We start from the raw sequence: 15,747 nt of genomic DNA on the forward strand, positions 1-15,747 counted from the left end.
GGCCGGTCAGTGCCGGTCAGCGCCGGCCCAGGCCCTGGAAGCGCTGCAGCACGCCGCCGGGCACGACCCGGGCCAGCGCGGTGATCGCCTTGTACTGCGCGCTGGGCACCGAGAGGCTGCGGCCGCGGTCGTAGTCGGCGAGCGCGTCCCGCACGAGCCGGTCGGCCTCGAGCCACAGCAGGTCGGGCGCGGAGCCGCGCGAGACGTCCATGCGCGCGTGGAACTCGGTCCTGACGAAGCCCGGGCACAGCGTCATGACCCGCACGCCGCGCGGGGCGTACTCGTGGGAGGCCCAGGCGCCGAACTGGTTGACCCAGGCCTTGGCGGCCGAGTAGGTGCCGCGCGGCAGGAAGGCCGCGACGCTGGAGACGTTGACGACCCCGCCGTGGCCACGCTCGGCCATCGGCCCCAGCGCGGCGTGGCTGAGCCGCAGCACCGCGGTGACGAGCACGTCGAGCATCGCGGTCTCGGCGTCGGCGGAGTTGTCGAGGAAGCGGTGCTTGAGGCCGAAGCCGGCGTTGTTGACCAGCAGCTCCACGGGCCGTGCGGGGTCGGCCAGGCGCTCCTCGACGCGGAGCAGCTGCCCGCGGTCGGCGAGGTCGGCGGTGAGCACCTCGACCGCCACCCCGTGGGCGGCGCACAGCTCGGCGGCGACCCCCTCGAGGCGGGCGGTGTCGCGGGCGACCAGCACGAGGTCGTGACCGCGGGCGGCGAGCTGCTCGGCGAAGGCGCGGCCGATGCCGGCGGTGGGTCCGGTGACGAGGGCGGTGCCCGCGGGGCGGTCGGGCTGCGGGGAGGACATGGCGCCCAGTGAAGCAGGCGCGGGGCAGCAGGCCGGCGACAGCGGGCCGGCGACAGCAGGCCGGCGACGGCAGGCGAGCGTCCGACACGGGCGGGCCCGCGTCCGGCATGATGGGCGGTGATGACCACGACACTCGCGATCGCCAACCAGAAGGGCGGCGTCGCCAAGACCACCTCGGTCGCCTCCATCGGTGCGGCGCTCGCCGAGCTGGGCCACGCGGTGCTGCTGGTCGACCTCGACCCCCAGGCCTGCCTGACCTTCTCCCTGGGCATCGACCCCGAGGTGCTGGAGCTGTCGGTGCACCACGTGCTCACCAAGGGCGTCGACCCGCTCGAGGTCGTCATCGAGACCGACGACGGCGTCGACCTGCTGCCGGCCACCATCGAGCTGGCGCGGGCCGAGGCCGACCTGCTGACCCGCACCGGGCGCGAGCACGTGCTGCGCGGGGTGGTGGAGGCCCTCGAGGAGGCCGACGCCGGCTACGACTGGGTGCTGCTGGACTGCCCGCCCTCGCTGGGCGTGCTCACCGTCGCCGCCCTCACCGCCGCCGACGGGGTGCTGGTGCCGTTGCAGTGCGAGACCCTGTCGCACCGCGGCGTGGGCCAGCTGCTCGACACCGTGCACGACGTGCGCCGCTTCACCAACCGCGACCTCGAGGTCTGGGGCGTGCTCCCCACCCTCTACGACGGGCGCACGAACCACGCCCGCACCGTGCTCGAGACCATCTCGCAGACCTACGACCTCGAGGTGGTCGAGCCCCCCATCCCCAAGACGATCAAGTTCGCCGAGGCGCCCGCCGCTGGCCGCTCCATCCTGGCCACGAGCCGCACGAGCAAGGGCGCCCAGGCCTACCGCGCCGTCGCCGCCAACCTGGTGACCCGCTCGCAGCGCCCGAAGGCGACGTCCTGAGATGACCGGCCGGCGGACCGGGAGCGGCCAGGGCGGCCCGCGCTACGGGCGCCTCGCCGCCCTCGGTTCCTCGCTCCTCGTCACGGCCGTGGCCGTCCTGGGCGGCACGGGTGTGCTGCCCTCGTCGGCCGAGGAGGAGGAGGCGCCGGTCGTCGCGCTCGAGAGCGCTCCACCGCGGGCGGGGGCCGAGCCGGAGCCCGAGGACCCGGCGGTGGCCGGCGCGCCCGCGGCCGCGTGGGGTGAGGGCGCCGCCCCGCTGCGGCGGGCGATGGACACCCTGCCCGCGCGCTCGGGCAGCGGGCGGCGCGTGGTCTTCAGCGAGTCGCGCCAGCGCGTCTGGCTGGTCGAGGGCTCCGGCGCGGTGGCGTCGACGTACCTGGTCTCCGGGAGCCTCACCGACAACCTCGACCCCGGCACCTACGAGGTGTGGTCGCGCTCGCTCGACGCGATCGGCATCGACGACTCCGGCACGATGCGCTACTTCGTGCGCTTCACCCGCGGCCCGAGCGGTGCCGCGATCGGCTTCCACGACATCCCGGTCGACGACGGCGAGCGCGTGCAGAGCCGCCTCGACCTGGGCACCCCCCGGTCGCACGGGTGCATCCGGCAGCAGCGCTCCGACGCGCGGCTGATGTGGGCCTTCGCGCCGCTGGGCACCGAGGTCGTCGTCACGGCCTGACCGGCCCGACCGGCCTGCACCCGGAACGCCGCACGGCCCGCCGGCGAACCGGCGGGCCGTGCGTGGTGCTGCTGGCTCAGGCGGTCTCGGCCGCGGCCTGGGACGGGCTCTCGCCCTGGCCGCCCTGGCCGGAGCCGCCGCGGCTGCGACGGCGGCGACGGGCGCGGGGAGCACCGCCCTCGGCGGAGCCCTCGGGCGCGTCGGTGGCGGGGCCCGTCGTCGGCGCGGCGGTCGCAGCGGAGCCGCCGGAGTCGCCACCGCGCGAGCGGGTGCGGCTGCGGTTGCGCGCGGGGCGGTCTCCACCGCGGTCTCCACCGCGGTCGCTGCCACGTCCACCGCGCTCGCCGCCACGTCCACCGCGGTCGCCGCCGCGCTCCTCGCGGGGCTTGCGCTCGACCGGGGCGGGGTCGACGATGCGACCCTTCGTGCCGGCCGGGATGCCGAGGTCGGTGTAGAGGTGCGGGGAGGTGGAGTAGGTCTCGGCCGGCTCGTCGAAGGGCAGGTCGAGGGTCTTGTTGATCAGCTTCCAGCGCTGCACGTCGGCCCAGTCGACGAAGGTGATCGCGGTGCCGGTCGCCCCCGCCCGGCCGGTGCGGCCGATGCGGTGGACGTAGGTCTTGTCGTCCTCGGGGCAGGTGTAGTTGATGACGTGGGAGACGCCGCGCACGTCGATGCCGCGGGCCGCGACGTCGGTGGCGACGAGCACGCGGATCTTGTCCTCGCGGAACTTGGCGAGGGCCTTCTCGCGGGCGACCTGGGCCATGTCGCCGTGCAGCGGGCTGGCGCTGAAGCCGCGCTCGGCGAGGTCGTCGGCGATGCGCTGCGACTGCCGCTTGGTGCGGGTGAAGACGATGATCTTCTCGGCGTCCTCGGCCTGGAGCACGCGCCCGATGATCTCGGGCTTGTCGAGGTCGTGGGCCTGGTAGATGAACTGCGCGGTCGCCGGCACGAGGGTGGTGTCGTAGGAGGACTCGGCGCGGATGTTCATCGGGTGGCGCATGTGGGTGCGGGCCAGGGCGACGATCGCGGAGGGCATGGTGGCCGAGAACAGCATGGTCTGGCGGGTCTCGGGGGTCATCCGCAGGATGCGCTCGACGTCGGGCAGGAAGCCCAGGTCGAGCATCTCGTCGGCCTCGTCGAGCACCAGGGCGTGCACGTGGGAGAGGTCGAGGGCCCTGCGGTTGGCCAGGTCGATCAGTCGCCCGGGGGTGCCGACGACGACGTCGACGCCGGCCTCGAGGGCCTCGAGCTGGCCGTCGTAGCCCACACCGCCGTAGACGGTGAGGACGCGCAGGCCGCGGTCCTTGCTGGCGATGGCGAGGTCGCTGGAGACCTGGAGGGCCAGCTCGCGGGTGGGCGCGACGATGAGCGCCTGCGGCTTGCCCTGCGGGATCTCGGCGTAGTCGGGGTCCTTGGGGGCGACGCTGCGCTGCAGCACCGGGATGCCGAAGGCGAGGGTCTTGCCGGTGCCCGTGCGGGCCTGGCCGATCAGGTCGGTGCCCATGAGGGCGACCGACAGCGTCATCTCCTGGATGGCGAAGGGGGTGGTGATGCCGGCGCGCTCGAGCGCGTCGCAGATGTCGGGGAGGACCCCGAGCTCTCGGAACGTGGTCAGTGATCTCATCGCTTTCGTGAGCCCGGCGCGGGTGAGGGGCCGGGAGTCCGGATGCGGCGGACTCGTCGGGCTGCCCCAGTCAACGGTGCAGGTAGCTCTCGACAGCGTCAGCCGCGCACATACGTGGGCCGCTCGCGCCCGGCGGGCACGGCGCCCTGCCCCCGAGTCTATCGGTAGGGTGCGACCATGCCCCCATCGACAGACCGGCCGGACCCGGCCGGCGCCCCGGGCGGCGAGGACACCCCGCTCGCACTCGACGACCCCGCCTACCGCGAGGCCGTCGTCGAGCTGCTCGGAGCCATCGCCTACGGCGAGATCTCCGCCTTCGAGCGGCTGGCCGAGGACGCCAAGCTGGCCCCGCGGCTGGAGGACAAGGTGGCGGTGGCCGGCAAGGCCGCGGCGGAGTTCACCCGCGTCGCCCCGCTGCACGAGCGGATCACGGCGCTCGGCGCCGACCCCTTCGCCGCGATGGCCCCCTTCCGCGAGCCGATCGAGCTCTTCCACGAGCACACCGCGCCGGCCGACTGGTACGAGGGTCTGGTCAAGGCCTTCGTCGGCGACGGGCTGGCCGACGACTTCTACCGCGAGATCGCCGCCTTCCTCGACACCGACACCCGCGACCTCGTGCTGGCCTCGGTCGAGGAGACCGGCCACGCCGCCTTCGTCGTCGACCGGGTGCGCGCGGCCATCGCCGCCGACCCGCGCCTCGGCGGTCGGCTCGCGCTGTGGGGGCGCCGGCTCATGGGGGAGGCCCTCACCCAGGCCCAGCGCGTGGCCGCCGAGCGCGACGCCCTGTCGTCGCTGCTCGCCGGCGGCGCCGACGTGCCGGGGCTCGACCTCGCCGCCATCGGGCGGATGTTCACCCGGCTGACCGAGCGGCACACCGAGCGGATGGCCGAGCTCGGCCTCGAGAGCTGAGCGAGGCCCGGGCGCTCAGCGAGCGGCGCGGTGACGCGTGCGCTCACCGCGCAGCAGGGCGAGGGTGAGCGACACCCCGATCGCCGAGGCCGCGAGCTGCCAGGCGTGGCGCCACCAGTCGAAGCCGGTCACGGCCCGGTTGTAGACCGCGCCGTGCGCCAGGGTGCCCAGGGCCGCGGCGGCGATGCCGGCCAGCACGACCAGCCACAGCGGGGAGTCGTCGCGGCCGCCCCGCGCGATCCAGAGCGCCAGCAGCGCCACGACGGTGCCACCGACGAGGGACCACAGGATCGCATCGACGTCCACGACGCTCATGGTCCTCCTCCGTGGGGGGCCGGGGCAACGGGCACCCGGCCCCTCCTCGCGATCAGCTGCGGAAGCCGACCTGTCCGGCGACGCTGTTGCCGATCTCGACGTAGGCCAGCTTGGCGGCGGGCACGATGACCGTGCGGCCCTTGCTGTCCCGGAGCGTGACGACGCCGCCGGCGTCGACGGCGGTGGCGACGAGCTGTCCGATGGCCTCGGCGCTCTCGTCGGTCTCCACGACCAGCTCGCGTGCTGCCTGCTGGATGCCGATCTTGACCTCCACGGGTCCTCCTGTGAGTCGTCTGGGTGCTGCGGTGGGGTGTGCGGGGACGTGCTGGCTCGATGCTCCCACCCGGGTGGGGATCAGGCCTCGTCGGCCTTGGGGTAGCCCCGGATCCCGCGCCAGGCCAGGCCCGCCACGAGCGCCGCGGCGTCGGGTCGGTCGATGCCGCCGGCCTCGGTGAGCCAGAACCGCGCGCTGACCTGCGCCATTCCCACCAGCGACACGGCCAGCAGGCGCGAGGCGGGGTCGGGCAGCGCCGTGTCGTCGCGGATCACCTCGGCGATGAGGGTGGCGCACTCGGTGGTCACGCGGTCGACGTGCTCGCGCACGGCGGGCTCGTTGGTGAGGTCGGACTCGAAGACGAGCCGGAAGGCGCCCGACTCGGCGGCGACGTACTCGAAGAACACGTCGATCGCGGCGGCCACGCGCTGCTTGTTGTCCTGCGTGGACAGCAGCGCCTGGCGGCAGTTGTCGATGATGGCGTCGCAGGAGGAGTCCAGGAGCGCGAGGTAGAGGTCGAGCTTGCCGGGGAAGTGCTGGTAGAGCACCGGCTTGGAGACCCCGGCGCGCTCCGCGATGTCGTCCATGGCGGCGGCGTGGTAGCCCTGCGCCACGAAGACCTCGAGGGCCGACCCCAGCAGCTGGGTGCGTCGCTCGCGACGCGGCATCCGGCCCCCGCGGGGACGGGCCTGGTCGACGTCGGCGCGCGCCGTGTCGGAGGGGTGCTGGCCTGTGGTCACGCGGTGCTCCTGCTCGCTGAGGTCCCGCGGCGCCCGGCGCCGCACTCGTGCAGGGCGCGATGCTACCCGCAGGTCACCTCGGTCCGGATGACGGGACGCGGCGCGGCAGCCGCCCACCGGGCCGGGAGCATGGCCGGGAACACGCGTGGGCGTCGAAGCGTTCTGACCCTCGTCCACCACCGACCGTCCGAGGAGCCCCTGTGTCCTTCCCAGCTCTCGTGGAGCCGGCCCCCGAGCTGACCATCGACGAGGTCCGCCGCTACAGCCGCCACCTGATCATCCCCGACGTGGGGATGACGGGGCAGAAGCGCCTCAAGAACGCCAAGGTGCTCGTGATCGGCGCCGGCGGCCTCGGCAGCCCGGCCCTGCTCTACCTCGCCGCTGCCGGCGTCGGCACCCTCGGGATCGCGGAGTTCGACGAGGTCGACGAGTCGAACCTGCAGCGCCAGATCATCCACACCCAGTCCGACATCGGGAAGTCCAAGGCGGTCTCCGCCAAGGAGTCGATCGCCGAGGCCAACCCCTACGTCGAGGTCGTCCTGCACGAGGAGCGCCTCGACAACGACAACGTCATGCAGGTCTTCGAGGGCTACGACCTCATCGTCGACGGCACCGACAACTTCGCCACTCGCTACATGGTCAACGACGCGGCGTACTTCCTGGGGATCCCCTACGTGTGGGGCTCCATCTACCGCTTCGACGGCCAGGCGTCGGTCTTCTGGCCCCAGGCCCGGCTCGAGGACGGCACCAGCGCCGAGGCGCCCTGCTACCGCTGCCTCTACCCCGAGCCCCCGCCGCCGGGCATGGTGCCCAGCTGTGCCGAGGGTGGCGTCCTGGGCGTGCTCTGCGCCGCGATCGGCTCGATCCAGGTCAACGAGGCCATCAAGGTGCTCACCGGCATCGGCGACCCCGCCGTCGGCAAGCTCGTCATCTACGACGCCCTCGAGCTGGAGTGGCGCAAGCTGAAGGTGCGCAAGGACCCGAACTGCGCGCTGTGCGGGGAGAACCCCACCGTCACCGGCCTCATCGACTACGACGCCTTCTGCGGCGCCATCTCCGAGGAGGCCGCCGACGCCGCCGCCGGGTCGACCATCTCGGTGACCCAGCTCGAGCACATGCTCAAGGAGCGCGAGGAGGGCAGCCGCGACTTCGTCCTGGTCGACGTGCGCGAGCCCAACGAGTACGAGATCAACAGGATCCCCGGCTCGGTGCTGATCCCCAAGGGCGACTTCCTCAACGGCTCGGCCCTCGAGCAGCTGCCGTCGGACAAGCAGGTCGTCATGCACTGCAAGTCCGGCGTGCGCTCGGCCGAGACGCTGGCCATCGTCAAGGGTGCGGGCTACTCCGACGCCGTGCACGTGGGCGGCGGAGTCGTGGCCTGGGTCAACCAGATCGACCCGAGCCAGCCGTCGTACTGACCGCCGGCGCACCCGCCGGGTGAGCCTGCAGCGGCGCCCGTCCCCGGCCCGGGGGCGGGCGCCGCTGCGCGTGCGGCCCCCAGCGCCGCCTGGCCCGTCCGGGCCAGGCGCGTGACCCGGACGGGCCAGGGTCGTTGGAGGAGTACCCAACCGTGTCGTGGGTCACCTCCGCGTGGCCGCGACCCACCACAGGAGGCACCCAGCCCGATGAGGACCCCGACCCCCCGCACCACCCGCCCCGGCTCGCGCCGGACCGCCGCCGTGGCCCTGCTCGGCAGCGCCGCGCTCGGCACCGCCCTGGCCACCTCGACGACCGCGTCGGCGCAGACCGACCCCGGCGCCTTCGCGCCCGCCGCCGAGGCCACCATCACGCCGGGCACCCAGATGTACACCGAGGGCGCCCAGTGCACCTCCAACTTCGTCTTCGACGACGCCGCCGGCAACCTCTACGTCGGCTACGCCGCCCACTGCGCCGGCACCGGTGCGGCCACCGACACCGACGGCTGCCTCGCCGACTCGCTGCCGCTGGGCACCCGCGTCACCTTCAACGAGGGCGGCAGCCTGCTCGGGGAGGGCACCCGGCTCGGCGCCGGCACCCTGGCCTACTCCTCGTGGGACACCATGGACCGCATCGGCACCAGCGACGCCAACACCTGCGCCTACAACGACTTCGCCCTCGTGCGGGTCGACGCCGCCGACGTGGGCAAGGTCAACCCCTCGGTGCCGTTCTTCGGGGGCCCGACCGGCATCGACACCGACGGCACCGCCGCCGGCGACCGGGTCCACTCCTACGGCAACTCGAGCCTGCGCGGTGGCCTCGAGCTGCTCTCGCCCAAGACCGGGGCGAGCCTGGGCGACGACCCGGCCACCGACGGCTGGACCCACCCGCTCTACACCGTCACCCCGGGCGTGCCCGGCGACTCGGGGTCGGGCTTCCTCAGCGCCGACGGCACCGCGGTGGGCACGCTGTCGACCCTCGGCCTGGCGCCGCTCCCGGCCTCGAACAACATCGGCGACCTGGCCAAGGAGCTGGCCTTCGCCCAGCAGCACTCCGGCATCGACGGCCTCGACCTCGTGCTCGGCACCGAGCCCTTCGACCCGGTGCTCTGAGGCCGGTGCCCTGAGGCGGCCAGCCGCCGCCGATCCGACGACCCCGTCCGCGTAGCCGGACGGGGTCGTCGCTCGTTGGGGGGTCATGTCCCTCTCCCGAGCGAGCCTGCGCCCCTCCCGCCCCGACCTCGCCCCGGCGCTCGGGGCGGGTCCCCTGCTGGCCCTGCTGGCCCTGCTGGCCCTGGTCGCCGGGCTGGTGGCCACCCCGGGCGCCGAGGCCGCCGACCGGCGCGCGCGGGTCACCTCCTGGGCGCCGGCGGAGACCGCGACGATCCACCCCGGCGTGCAGATGTTCACCTCCGGTGCGCAGTGCACCGGCAACTTCGTCTTCACCGATGCCCGGGGCGGGGTCTACGTCGGCTACGCCGCCCACTGCGCCGGTCTCGGCGAGGCCACCGACACCGACGGCTGCAGCACCGCCTCGGTGCCGCTGGGCACGCGGGTGCGCTTCGCGACCGGCGCCACCCTCGCCGGGGGCGGCACCACGCTGGGTCGCGGACGCCTGGCCTACTCCTCCTGGCGGGCGATGCGTGCCGCGGGCACCAGCAACGCCGATGCCTGCGCCTTCAACGACTTCGCGCTGGTGAAGGTCGACGCCGCCGACGTGCGCGAGGTCAACCCGTCGGTGCCCTTCTCCGGCGGCCCCGTGGGCCTGGCCGACTCCTCCCCGGCGGCCGGCGAGGTGGTGCGCAGCTACGGCCAGTCGAGCCTGCGCCCGACCACGCTGCTCTCGCCCAAGGTGGGCACGTCGCTCGGCGCGACCAGCCCGTGGAGCTCCGACGTGCTGACGCTGACGCCCGGTGTGCCGGGCGACTCGGGCAGCGGCTTCCTCGACGCCGAGGGCCGGGCCTTCGGCACGCTGTCGACGATCGCGCTCGCGCCGCTGGCCGGCACCAACGGCCTGGGCGACCTGGCCCGCGAGCTGGCCTTCGCCCGGCGCACGTCGGGCATCGAGGGTCTGCGGCTGGCCCCCGGCACCGAGCCCTTCCGTCCGCCGCTGTGAGGCCGACCCGGGCCTGACCCGGGTCCGGTCCGGGCCCGACCGGCGGCGGGCGACAATGGCGGGGTGCACCATCCCGAGGACTACGTCGAGGCCGTGCTGGCCTGCGTCGAGCAGGTGCCGCCCGGGCGGGTGACGACCTACGGCTCGATCGCCGAGGCGGTGGGGCGCTTCGGCCCGCGGCGGGTGGGCAACGTGATGGCCCAGCACGGCGGTCCGGTGCCGTGGTGGCGCGTCGTGCGCGCCGACGGCACGCTGCCGCCGAGCCACCAGGGGGAGGCCGTGGCGCGCTACCGCGAGGAGGGCACCCCGACCCGCAGCACGGGGGCCGGTGCGCTGCGCGTCGAGCTGGCCTCGGCGTACTGGAGGCCGCCGGGTGGCTCCGGTGGACACCGGATCGGCTGACCGGCCGGTAACCGCGACACTGGCCAGGTGTTCTACCGCGTGCTCCACTCCGTCGTCCCCCCGCTGGCCCGCGCCGTGTGGCGGCCGAGGATCGAGGGGCTCCACCACGTGCCGCGATCGGGCCCGGTGATCCTGGCCAGCAACCACCTCAGCTTCATCGACTCCGTCGTCATCCCGGTGACCGCGCCGCGCAAGGTGGTCTTCCTGGCCAAGTCGGACTACTTCACCGGCACGGGGCTGCGGGGGAGCGCGCAGCGGGCGTGGTTCGAGGGTCTGGGCATGCTGCCCGTGGACCGCGACGACCCGCGGGCGGCCCTGGCCAGCCTCGACGTGGCGCTCGAGGTGCTCGGTCGGGGCGAGGCCTTCGGGCTCTACCCCGAGGGCACCCGCTCACGCGACGGCCGGCTCTACCGCGGGCGCACCGGGGTGGCCCACCTCGCGCTGACCGCCGGAGCGCCTGTGGTGCCGGTCGGCCTCGTCGGCACCGACCGGCTGCAGCCGGTGGGGAGCTCCTGGCCGCGCCTGGTCCGGGTGACGGTGCGCTTCGGGGAGCCGATCGTCGCCGGCGAGCGGTTCGCGGGGATGTCGTCGGGTCGCGCCCGGCGCGAGCTCACCGACGAGGTCATGAGGGCGGTGGCCGCCCTCTCGGGCCAGCAGGAGGCCGGGGCCTACAACGAGCGGACCCCGCCGGCCTGACTCCGGGGTCCGCCTGGCGGAACGCCCGTCCACATGACGGACAGACGGTAACCGTTGTGTTTCAGGACACGGTTCGCTGAAGATCGTCAGACATTCTGACGATCCACCGCGACGACCTCCTGTCGCGGAGGCCCCCACGACAGGAAGCGAATCCCCTTGCGCCACCGCACCCTCGCGAGCCTGAGCACCATGGCTGTCGCTGCGACGACCCTCGCGCTCCTCGCCCCCGTTGCCACCGCCGAGCCCTCGGGCCCGAGCGGGTCCTCCGCGCTGACGTCCGCCGCCGGCGGCCGGGGCGTCACCCCCGACCAGAGCGCCGCGCGCCCGAGCACGGCGGCCGCCGCGAAGCTCGCCGCGGCCGCCGAGTCGTTCGGCGAGCCGATCACGATGCCCTCGTCGTACCCCGCCCAGCCGACGCTGGAGGAGCCGACGCCGACCGTGCCCGACGCCACCACGGTCAACGGCACCATCTCCTACTCCGACCTCGCCCCGCGCCTCAACGAGCTGATGGCCTCCAGCGACCGGATCTCGACCCAGCTGGTGGGCACCTCCACCGAGGGCCGCGACCTCTACCTGGTCACCCTCACCGCGCCCGAGACCGAGGCGCAGACCGCCCAGCAGACCGCGTGGCGCGAGAAGATCCGCACCGCGCCCGAGGCCGCGGCCGCCGACGCCGACCTCGCGGCCGGCTACAAGACGCCGATCTGGTTCAGCGCCAACATCCACGGCAACGAGTGGGAGGGCACCGACGCGGCCATGCAGGTCATCGAGGACCTCGTCGCCGCCCCCGAGGAGGAGGTCGGGGAGATGCTGGCCGGCCACCGGCTCTACTTCTCGCTCTCGCTCAACCCCGACGGGCGCACCAAGGCCACCCGCGCCACGGCGCTCTCGCTGGACCCCAACCGCGACATGATCACCAGCAAGACCCCCGAGTCGGTCTCCTTCGTCAAGACCGCGCAGGCGCTCCAGGCGCTCTACGCCGCCGACTTCCACGGCTACACCGGCGTGCTCCAGGTCGAGCCCTGCGGTCCGCCGCACGGCGAGAACTACGAGTACGACCTCTTCATCCCGCACGGCTACGCCGTCGCGCGCCAGGTCGAGGACGACGTCGTCGCCGCCGAGATCCCGGGCAACACCTACTACGACCCGGCGACCGACGACGACACCACCGAGAACACCGGCAAGATCAAGATCCCCTACCGCGACACCCCCGACGGCTGGGACGACTTCCCGCCGATCTTCACCGCGCAGTACGCCGCCTTCCACGGCGCCGTCACCAGCACCGTCGAGCTGCCCAAGGGCCGCACCTCGACCCCCGGCACGCCCTTCGCGTCGGTGACGACACCCGAGGACGCCGTCATCAACACCGCGGTGGCCAAGCAGACGATGGAGTCGATGGTCGACTACGTCGTGGCCAACGACGACGCGATGCTGGCCAACCAGATCGAGATGTTCCGCCGTGGCGCGGCCGGCGCCCCCAAGGAGTCGCTGACCACCGAGACCGTCGACGCCGTCGAGGGCCCCGACGAGTGGAAGCCGCTGTGGGACTCCGTCGACGACCAGGACCCGGTCGTGCTCCCGCGCGCCTACGTCATCCCCGTCGGCGCCGCCCAGCGCTCGCGCAGCGACGCCGCGCGCGTCGTGGAGCAGCTGCGGTTCAACGGCGTCGAGGTCGGCACGCTCGACCGCGCCACCACCGTCGACGGCACGACCTACCCCGCCGGCTCCTACGTCGTCGACATGCACCAGCCGCTGCGCGGCATGGCCAACGTGCTGCTCGACCTGGGCTCCGACATCTCCGACAAGGTGCCGTCGATGTACGACATCTCCGCCTGGAGCTACTCCTACCTGTGGGGTGCCACCGTCGACAAGGTCGGCCTCACCACCGACGCGCCCCTCGGTGCCACCACGCCGCTGACCGACGCGACCCCGACCGGCTCCGTGCCGGCCGAGGGCGAGCACCTCGTGCTCGACGTCGCGGGCGTCGCCGACTTCCAGGCGCTCAACGCGCTGCTGGAGGAGGGCGTCACCGTCTCCATGCTCGAGGACGGCTCCGCCGTCGTCGGGCCCGAGGACCGTGCCGCTGCCGCCGACGTCGCCGAGGACCTCGGCGTGCGCTTCACCCGCGCCCGCGCCGCCGACCTCGACGCCCTCGACGACGGGGCCACCCGGGGGCTCGACGACCTCACCGTCGCCTACACCGGCACCCAGGACGACAAGCTCTCGCTGCTCGAGCTCGGCTTCGACGACCTCGTGCCGGTCACCGCGGCCGGCCTGGCCGCCGACGCCTCGGTGCTCGCCGACGCCGACGTGCTCTGGGTCGGCGGGGCGCTGAGCTTCACCGAGCCCCAGGCGCCCGGCCTGACCGCGCTGCAGGCCTGGCTCGACGAGGGCCACGGCGTCGTGGGTCGCGGCACGGCCGGCTACAACGCCGCCGCGCTGCTCGGCCTCGTCTCGGCCACCCCGGTCGCCGGCAACCGCTCGGGCAACGGGATCGTCGCGGTCGACACCCCGGCCGGCTCGGCGCTCGCGCCGTACGCGCAGGAGGCGTCGTTCATCTACCCCGCGCTGTCCTTCGCCGACCTCGGCGAGGGCACGACGGCCGAGCAGACCTACGCCGCCGACCCGCTGCTCGCGGGCCACTGGCGCCCCACGGCCGAGGGCAGCCCCGCCGGCGGTCCGGCTGAGGCGGCCGGCAAGGCCTCGGTCATCTCCGGTGAGGCCGCCAGCGGCGCCAAGGGCATGGTCTTCGGCACCTCGGTGTTCTTCCGCACCCACCCCAAGGGCGGGCTGAGCCAGGCCGCCCGCGGCCTGTTCTGGGCCGCCCCCGCCGGTGAGGAGGTGGCGCCGGCCAGGGCGACGTCGACCACGCGCCTCACCGCGCGCAAGGCCGGCGCGGTCAAGGCCGCGGCCACCGTGCGGCTGTCCTTCAGCTTCGGCGAGGCCGTGGGCACCGTGCAGCTGCGCGAGCGCGGCGAGGGTGTCGTGCGCACCGTGCGGATCACCCGCGCCGACGAGGGCTCCAAGAAGGTGACGGTGCGCCTGGGGCGCGGTCGTCACGTGCTGCGGGCGGTCTTCCCGGCCACCGAGCAGGTCGAGCGGAGCGCCTCGCGCGCCGTGGTGGTGCGCCTGCCCTGACCCGGGCGCGCACCGCGACGCAGGCAGGACACCGGGAGCCGGCACCCCACGCGGGGTGCCGGCTCCCGGCGCGTGCGCTCAGGCCCGCTGGAGGCCGGGGCGGCCGGCCTCGACCACGAACGACTGCCGCGTCGACACCGGGGCGCCGGGGCGGCGTACGTAGGGCAGGACCTTGAAGTCGGCGCGCAGGCTGTCGCGGCCGATCTCGGTCATGACGTAGCCGCGCTGGCTGTTGGCGAACCTGATGTGCGGGTTCTCGCGCAGCTGGGTGTCGGTCGCGGCGGTGGTGTCGGAGCCGTCGCCGCCGCTGGTGACCGAGGAGCACACCAGCTCGGCCGCGCGCACGGCCGAGTCGGGGTCGTCGAAGTCGGCGAGCACGTCGTTGGCGTAGTGGCGGTGCACGTCGCCGGTGAGCACCACGTTGTTGGCGTCGGCCGGCAGGGCGTCGACGAGGCGCTGGCGGGCGGGGGCGTAGCCGTCCCAGCCGTCCATCGACAGCGACCGCGTGGGGCCGGCGGTGAAGTCGCGGCGGGCGAAGAAGACCTGCTGGCCCAGCAGGTCCCAGGTGGTGGTGGAGGCGGCGAGGCCCTCGACGAGCCACCGCTCCTGGGCGTCGCCGCAGAGGGTGCGCGAGGGGTCGAGCGCCTCCTGGCAGTCGACCGCGGTGCCGTCGCCGCAGGCCTGGTCGTCGCGGTACTGCCGGGTGTCCATCATGTGGAAGGTGGCCAGGTCGCCCCACTGCACGCGGCGGTAGAGCTGGAGGTCGATGCCCTGCGGCACCGACGTGCGGCGCAGCGGCATGTTCTCGTAGTAGGCCTGGAAGGCGGCGGCGCGACGGGCCAGGAAGCCCGGCTGCGGCACCGCCGGCTTCTCCGGGACCTCGTCGGCCCAGTTGTTGTCGACCTCGTGGTCGTCCCACACCACGACCCAGGGCGCTGCGGCGTGGGCGGCCTGCAGGTCGGCGTCGGTCTTGTACTGCGCGTGGCGCTGGCGGTAGCCGGCCAGCGTCTCGGTCTCGGGGCCCTCGTGGTCGCGCACGTTGCCCGGCGCCACGACGTAGTCGTCCTTCGTGTACTCGTAGAGGTAGTCACCGAGGTGCAGCACCAGCTCGGGCTGCTCCTCGGCCATGCGCCGGTAGGCGGTGAAGAAGCCGTGCTCGTACTGCGAGCAGGAGGCGAAGGCCATGCTGAGCGAGGCCGGCGAGGAGTCGTACGCCGGGGCCGTGCGGGTCAGGCCCACGGGGGAGACCCACCGCTCGGCCGCGAAGCGGTACCAGTAGGGCCGGGCGGGCGAGAGGCCCTGGACCTCGACGTGGACGCTGTGGCCGGCGTCGGGGCCGGTGCGGGCCACGCCGCGGCGCACGACCCGGCGGAAGCGCTCGTCGGTGGCGACCTCCCACCGCACCGCGACCTCGCGGGCGGGCATGCCGCCCAGGCCGTCGGCGGCCAGCGGCTCGGGGGCCAGCCGGGTCCACAGGACGACCCCGTCGGGCAGCGGGTCGCCGGAGGCGACGCCGAGGGTGAAGGGGTCGCGGCTCAGCGGCCGGGCCGGGGCGGCGGCGGCCCCGGGCAGCCAGGCGGCGGGGGCCAGCGTGCCGGTGAGGGTGGCGGTGAGCCCGACGCCGGCGCCGAGGGCGGTGCCCACGACGGCGCGGCGGGTGGGGCCGGTGAGGGCGGGGTCGGTGAGGGCGGGCCCGGTGAGGGCAGGGCGGGGTGAGGCGTTCATCTG

15 protein-coding genes are annotated in these 15,747 nt (G+C 74.3%); 9 read left to right on the forward strand and 6 right to left on the reverse strand.

Annotated features, from left to right (window positions below; genetic code table 11):
* Positions 1 to 16 precede the first annotated feature (16 nt).
* Complete coding sequence (locus tag ASF47_RS10815) at positions 17 to 802, reverse strand: SDR family NAD(P)-dependent oxidoreductase (protein WP_056863995.1); 786 nt, start codon at positions 800 to 802, stop codon at positions 17 to 19.
* A gap of 120 nt (positions 803 to 922) precedes the next feature.
* On the opposite strand from ASF47_RS10815, the gene ASF47_RS10820 reads away from it, so the two are divergent.
* Positions 923 to 1,711 (forward strand): ParA family protein, encoded by a 789-nt coding sequence (locus ASF47_RS10820; protein ID WP_056864595.1) that lies wholly within the window; start codon positions 923 to 925, stop codon positions 1,709 to 1,711.
* A gap of 1 nt (position 1,712) precedes the next feature.
* Positions 1,713 to 2,390 carry a L,D-transpeptidase gene (locus ASF47_RS10825; RefSeq protein WP_056863996.1) on the forward strand — a complete coding sequence of 226 codons (678 nt, stop codon included), beginning with the start codon at positions 1,713 to 1,715 and terminating at the stop codon, positions 2,388 to 2,390.
* A 76-nt stretch (positions 2,391 to 2,466) separates the two neighbouring features.
* On the opposite strand, the gene ASF47_RS10830 is transcribed toward ASF47_RS10825, so the two are convergent.
* Complete coding sequence (locus ASF47_RS10830) at positions 2,467 to 4,014, reverse strand: DEAD/DEAH box helicase (protein WP_056863997.1); 1,548 nt, start codon at positions 4,012 to 4,014, stop codon at positions 2,467 to 2,469.
* 177 nt (positions 4,015 to 4,191) lie between these two features.
* On the opposite strand from ASF47_RS10830, the gene ASF47_RS10835 reads away from it, so the two are divergent.
* On the forward strand, positions 4,192 to 4,923 hold the full coding sequence (locus tag ASF47_RS10835; protein ID WP_056863998.1) for a ferritin-like fold-containing protein: 732 nt from the start codon (positions 4,192 to 4,194) through the stop codon (positions 4,921 to 4,923).
* A gap of 15 nt (positions 4,924 to 4,938) precedes the next feature.
* On the opposite strand, the gene ASF47_RS10840 is transcribed toward ASF47_RS10835, so the two are convergent.
* From ASF47_RS10840 to ASF47_RS10850, 3 genes are all read right to left on the reverse strand, one after another.
* On the reverse strand, positions 4,939 to 5,238 hold the full coding sequence (locus ASF47_RS10840; RefSeq protein ID WP_056863999.1) for a hypothetical protein: 300 nt from the start codon (positions 5,236 to 5,238) through the stop codon (positions 4,939 to 4,941).
* A gap of 52 nt (positions 5,239 to 5,290) precedes the next feature.
* Positions 5,291 to 5,512: a DUF3107 domain-containing protein gene (locus ASF47_RS10845; protein ID WP_056864000.1), complete on the reverse strand. Its 222-nt coding sequence runs from the start codon at positions 5,510 to 5,512 to the stop codon at positions 5,291 to 5,293.
* 80 nt (positions 5,513 to 5,592) lie between these two features.
* A complete protein-coding gene (locus ASF47_RS10850) occupies positions 5,593 to 6,180 on the reverse strand; it encodes a TetR/AcrR family transcriptional regulator (protein ID WP_056864596.1) in 588 nt (195 codons plus the stop codon).
* Between the two features lie 272 nt (positions 6,181 to 6,452).
* On the opposite strand from ASF47_RS10850, the gene moeZ reads away from it, so the two are divergent.
* The 6 genes from moeZ (at position 6,453) to ASF47_RS10880 (ending at position 14,019) form a co-directional block, all read left to right on the forward strand.
* The gene (moeZ, locus tag ASF47_RS10855; RefSeq protein WP_056864001.1) at positions 6,453 to 7,670 is read left to right on the forward strand and encodes an adenylyltransferase/sulfurtransferase MoeZ; all 1,218 of its coding nucleotides are present in this window, start codon (positions 6,453 to 6,455) and stop codon (positions 7,668 to 7,670) included.
* 207 nt (positions 7,671 to 7,877) lie between these two features.
* On the forward strand, positions 7,878 to 8,780 hold the full coding sequence (locus tag ASF47_RS10860; RefSeq protein ID WP_056864002.1) for a hypothetical protein: 903 nt from the start codon (positions 7,878 to 7,880) through the stop codon (positions 8,778 to 8,780).
* A gap of 85 nt (positions 8,781 to 8,865) precedes the next feature.
* Positions 8,866 to 9,783, forward strand: coding sequence for a hypothetical protein (locus tag ASF47_RS10865; protein WP_056864003.1), 918 nt, complete (start codon positions 8,866 to 8,868; stop codon positions 9,781 to 9,783).
* A 63-nt stretch (positions 9,784 to 9,846) separates the two neighbouring features.
* The gene (locus tag ASF47_RS10870; protein WP_056864004.1) at positions 9,847 to 10,185 is read left to right on the forward strand and encodes an MGMT family protein; all 339 of its coding nucleotides are present in this window, start codon (positions 9,847 to 9,849) and stop codon (positions 10,183 to 10,185) included.
* 27 nt (positions 10,186 to 10,212) lie between these two features.
* A complete protein-coding gene (locus ASF47_RS10875; RefSeq protein ID WP_056864005.1) occupies positions 10,213 to 10,881 on the forward strand; it encodes a lysophospholipid acyltransferase family protein in 669 nt (222 codons plus the stop codon).
* Positions 10,882 to 11,070: 189 nt separating this feature from the next.
* Positions 11,071 to 14,019, forward strand: coding sequence for a M14 family zinc carboxypeptidase (locus tag ASF47_RS10880; protein ID WP_156697856.1), 2,949 nt, complete (start codon positions 11,071 to 11,073; stop codon positions 14,017 to 14,019).
* A gap of 78 nt (positions 14,020 to 14,097) precedes the next feature.
* On the opposite strand, the gene ASF47_RS10885 is transcribed toward ASF47_RS10880, so the two are convergent.
* The gene (locus ASF47_RS10885; protein ID WP_056864006.1) at positions 14,098 to 15,744 is read right to left on the reverse strand and encodes an alkaline phosphatase D family protein; all 1,647 of its coding nucleotides are present in this window, start codon (positions 15,742 to 15,744) and stop codon (positions 14,098 to 14,100) included.
* Between the last annotated feature and the right edge of the window lie 3 nt (positions 15,745 to 15,747).

Source organism: Nocardioides sp. Leaf285, from assembly GCF_001422955.1.
Classification (GTDB): Bacteria; Actinomycetota; Actinomycetes; order Propionibacteriales; family Nocardioidaceae; genus Nocardioides; species Nocardioides kribbensis.

Excerpts from the sequence above, each read along its gene's own strand:
- ASF47_RS10880 (WP_156697856.1), top strand. The coding sequence starts at position 11,071 with ATGGCTGTCGCTGCGACGACCCTCGCGCTCCTCGCCCCCGTTGCCACC.
- ASF47_RS10835 (WP_056863998.1), top strand. The coding sequence starts at position 4,192 with ATGCCCCCATCGACAGACCGGCCGGACCCGGCCGGCGCCCCGGGCGGC.
- ASF47_RS10865 (WP_056864003.1), top strand. The coding sequence starts at position 8,866 with ATGTCCCTCTCCCGAGCGAGCCTGCGCCCCTCCCGCCCCGACCTCGCC.
- ASF47_RS10860 (WP_056864002.1), top strand. The coding sequence starts at position 7,878 with ATGAGGACCCCGACCCCCCGCACCACCCGCCCCGGCTCGCGCCGGACC.
- ASF47_RS10815 (WP_056863995.1), bottom strand. The coding sequence starts at position 802 with ATGTCCTCCCCGCAGCCCGACCGCCCCGCGGGCACCGCCCTCGTCACC.
- ASF47_RS10850 (WP_056864596.1), bottom strand. The coding sequence starts at position 6,180 with ATGCCGCGTCGCGAGCGACGCACCCAGCTGCTGGGGTCGGCCCTCGAG.
- ASF47_RS10825 (WP_056863996.1), top strand. The coding sequence starts at position 1,713 with ATGACCGGCCGGCGGACCGGGAGCGGCCAGGGCGGCCCGCGCTACGGG.
- ASF47_RS10840 (WP_056863999.1), bottom strand. The coding sequence starts at position 5,238 with ATGAGCGTCGTGGACGTCGATGCGATCCTGTGGTCCCTCGTCGGTGGC.
- ASF47_RS10885 (WP_056864006.1), bottom strand. The coding sequence starts at position 15,744 with ATGAACGCCTCACCCCGCCCTGCCCTCACCGGGCCCGCCCTCACCGAC.
- ASF47_RS10830 (WP_056863997.1), bottom strand. The coding sequence starts at position 4,014 with ATGAGATCACTGACCACGTTCCGAGAGCTCGGGGTCCTCCCCGACATC.
- ASF47_RS10820 (WP_056864595.1), top strand. The coding sequence starts at position 923 with ATGACCACGACACTCGCGATCGCCAACCAGAAGGGCGGCGTCGCCAAG.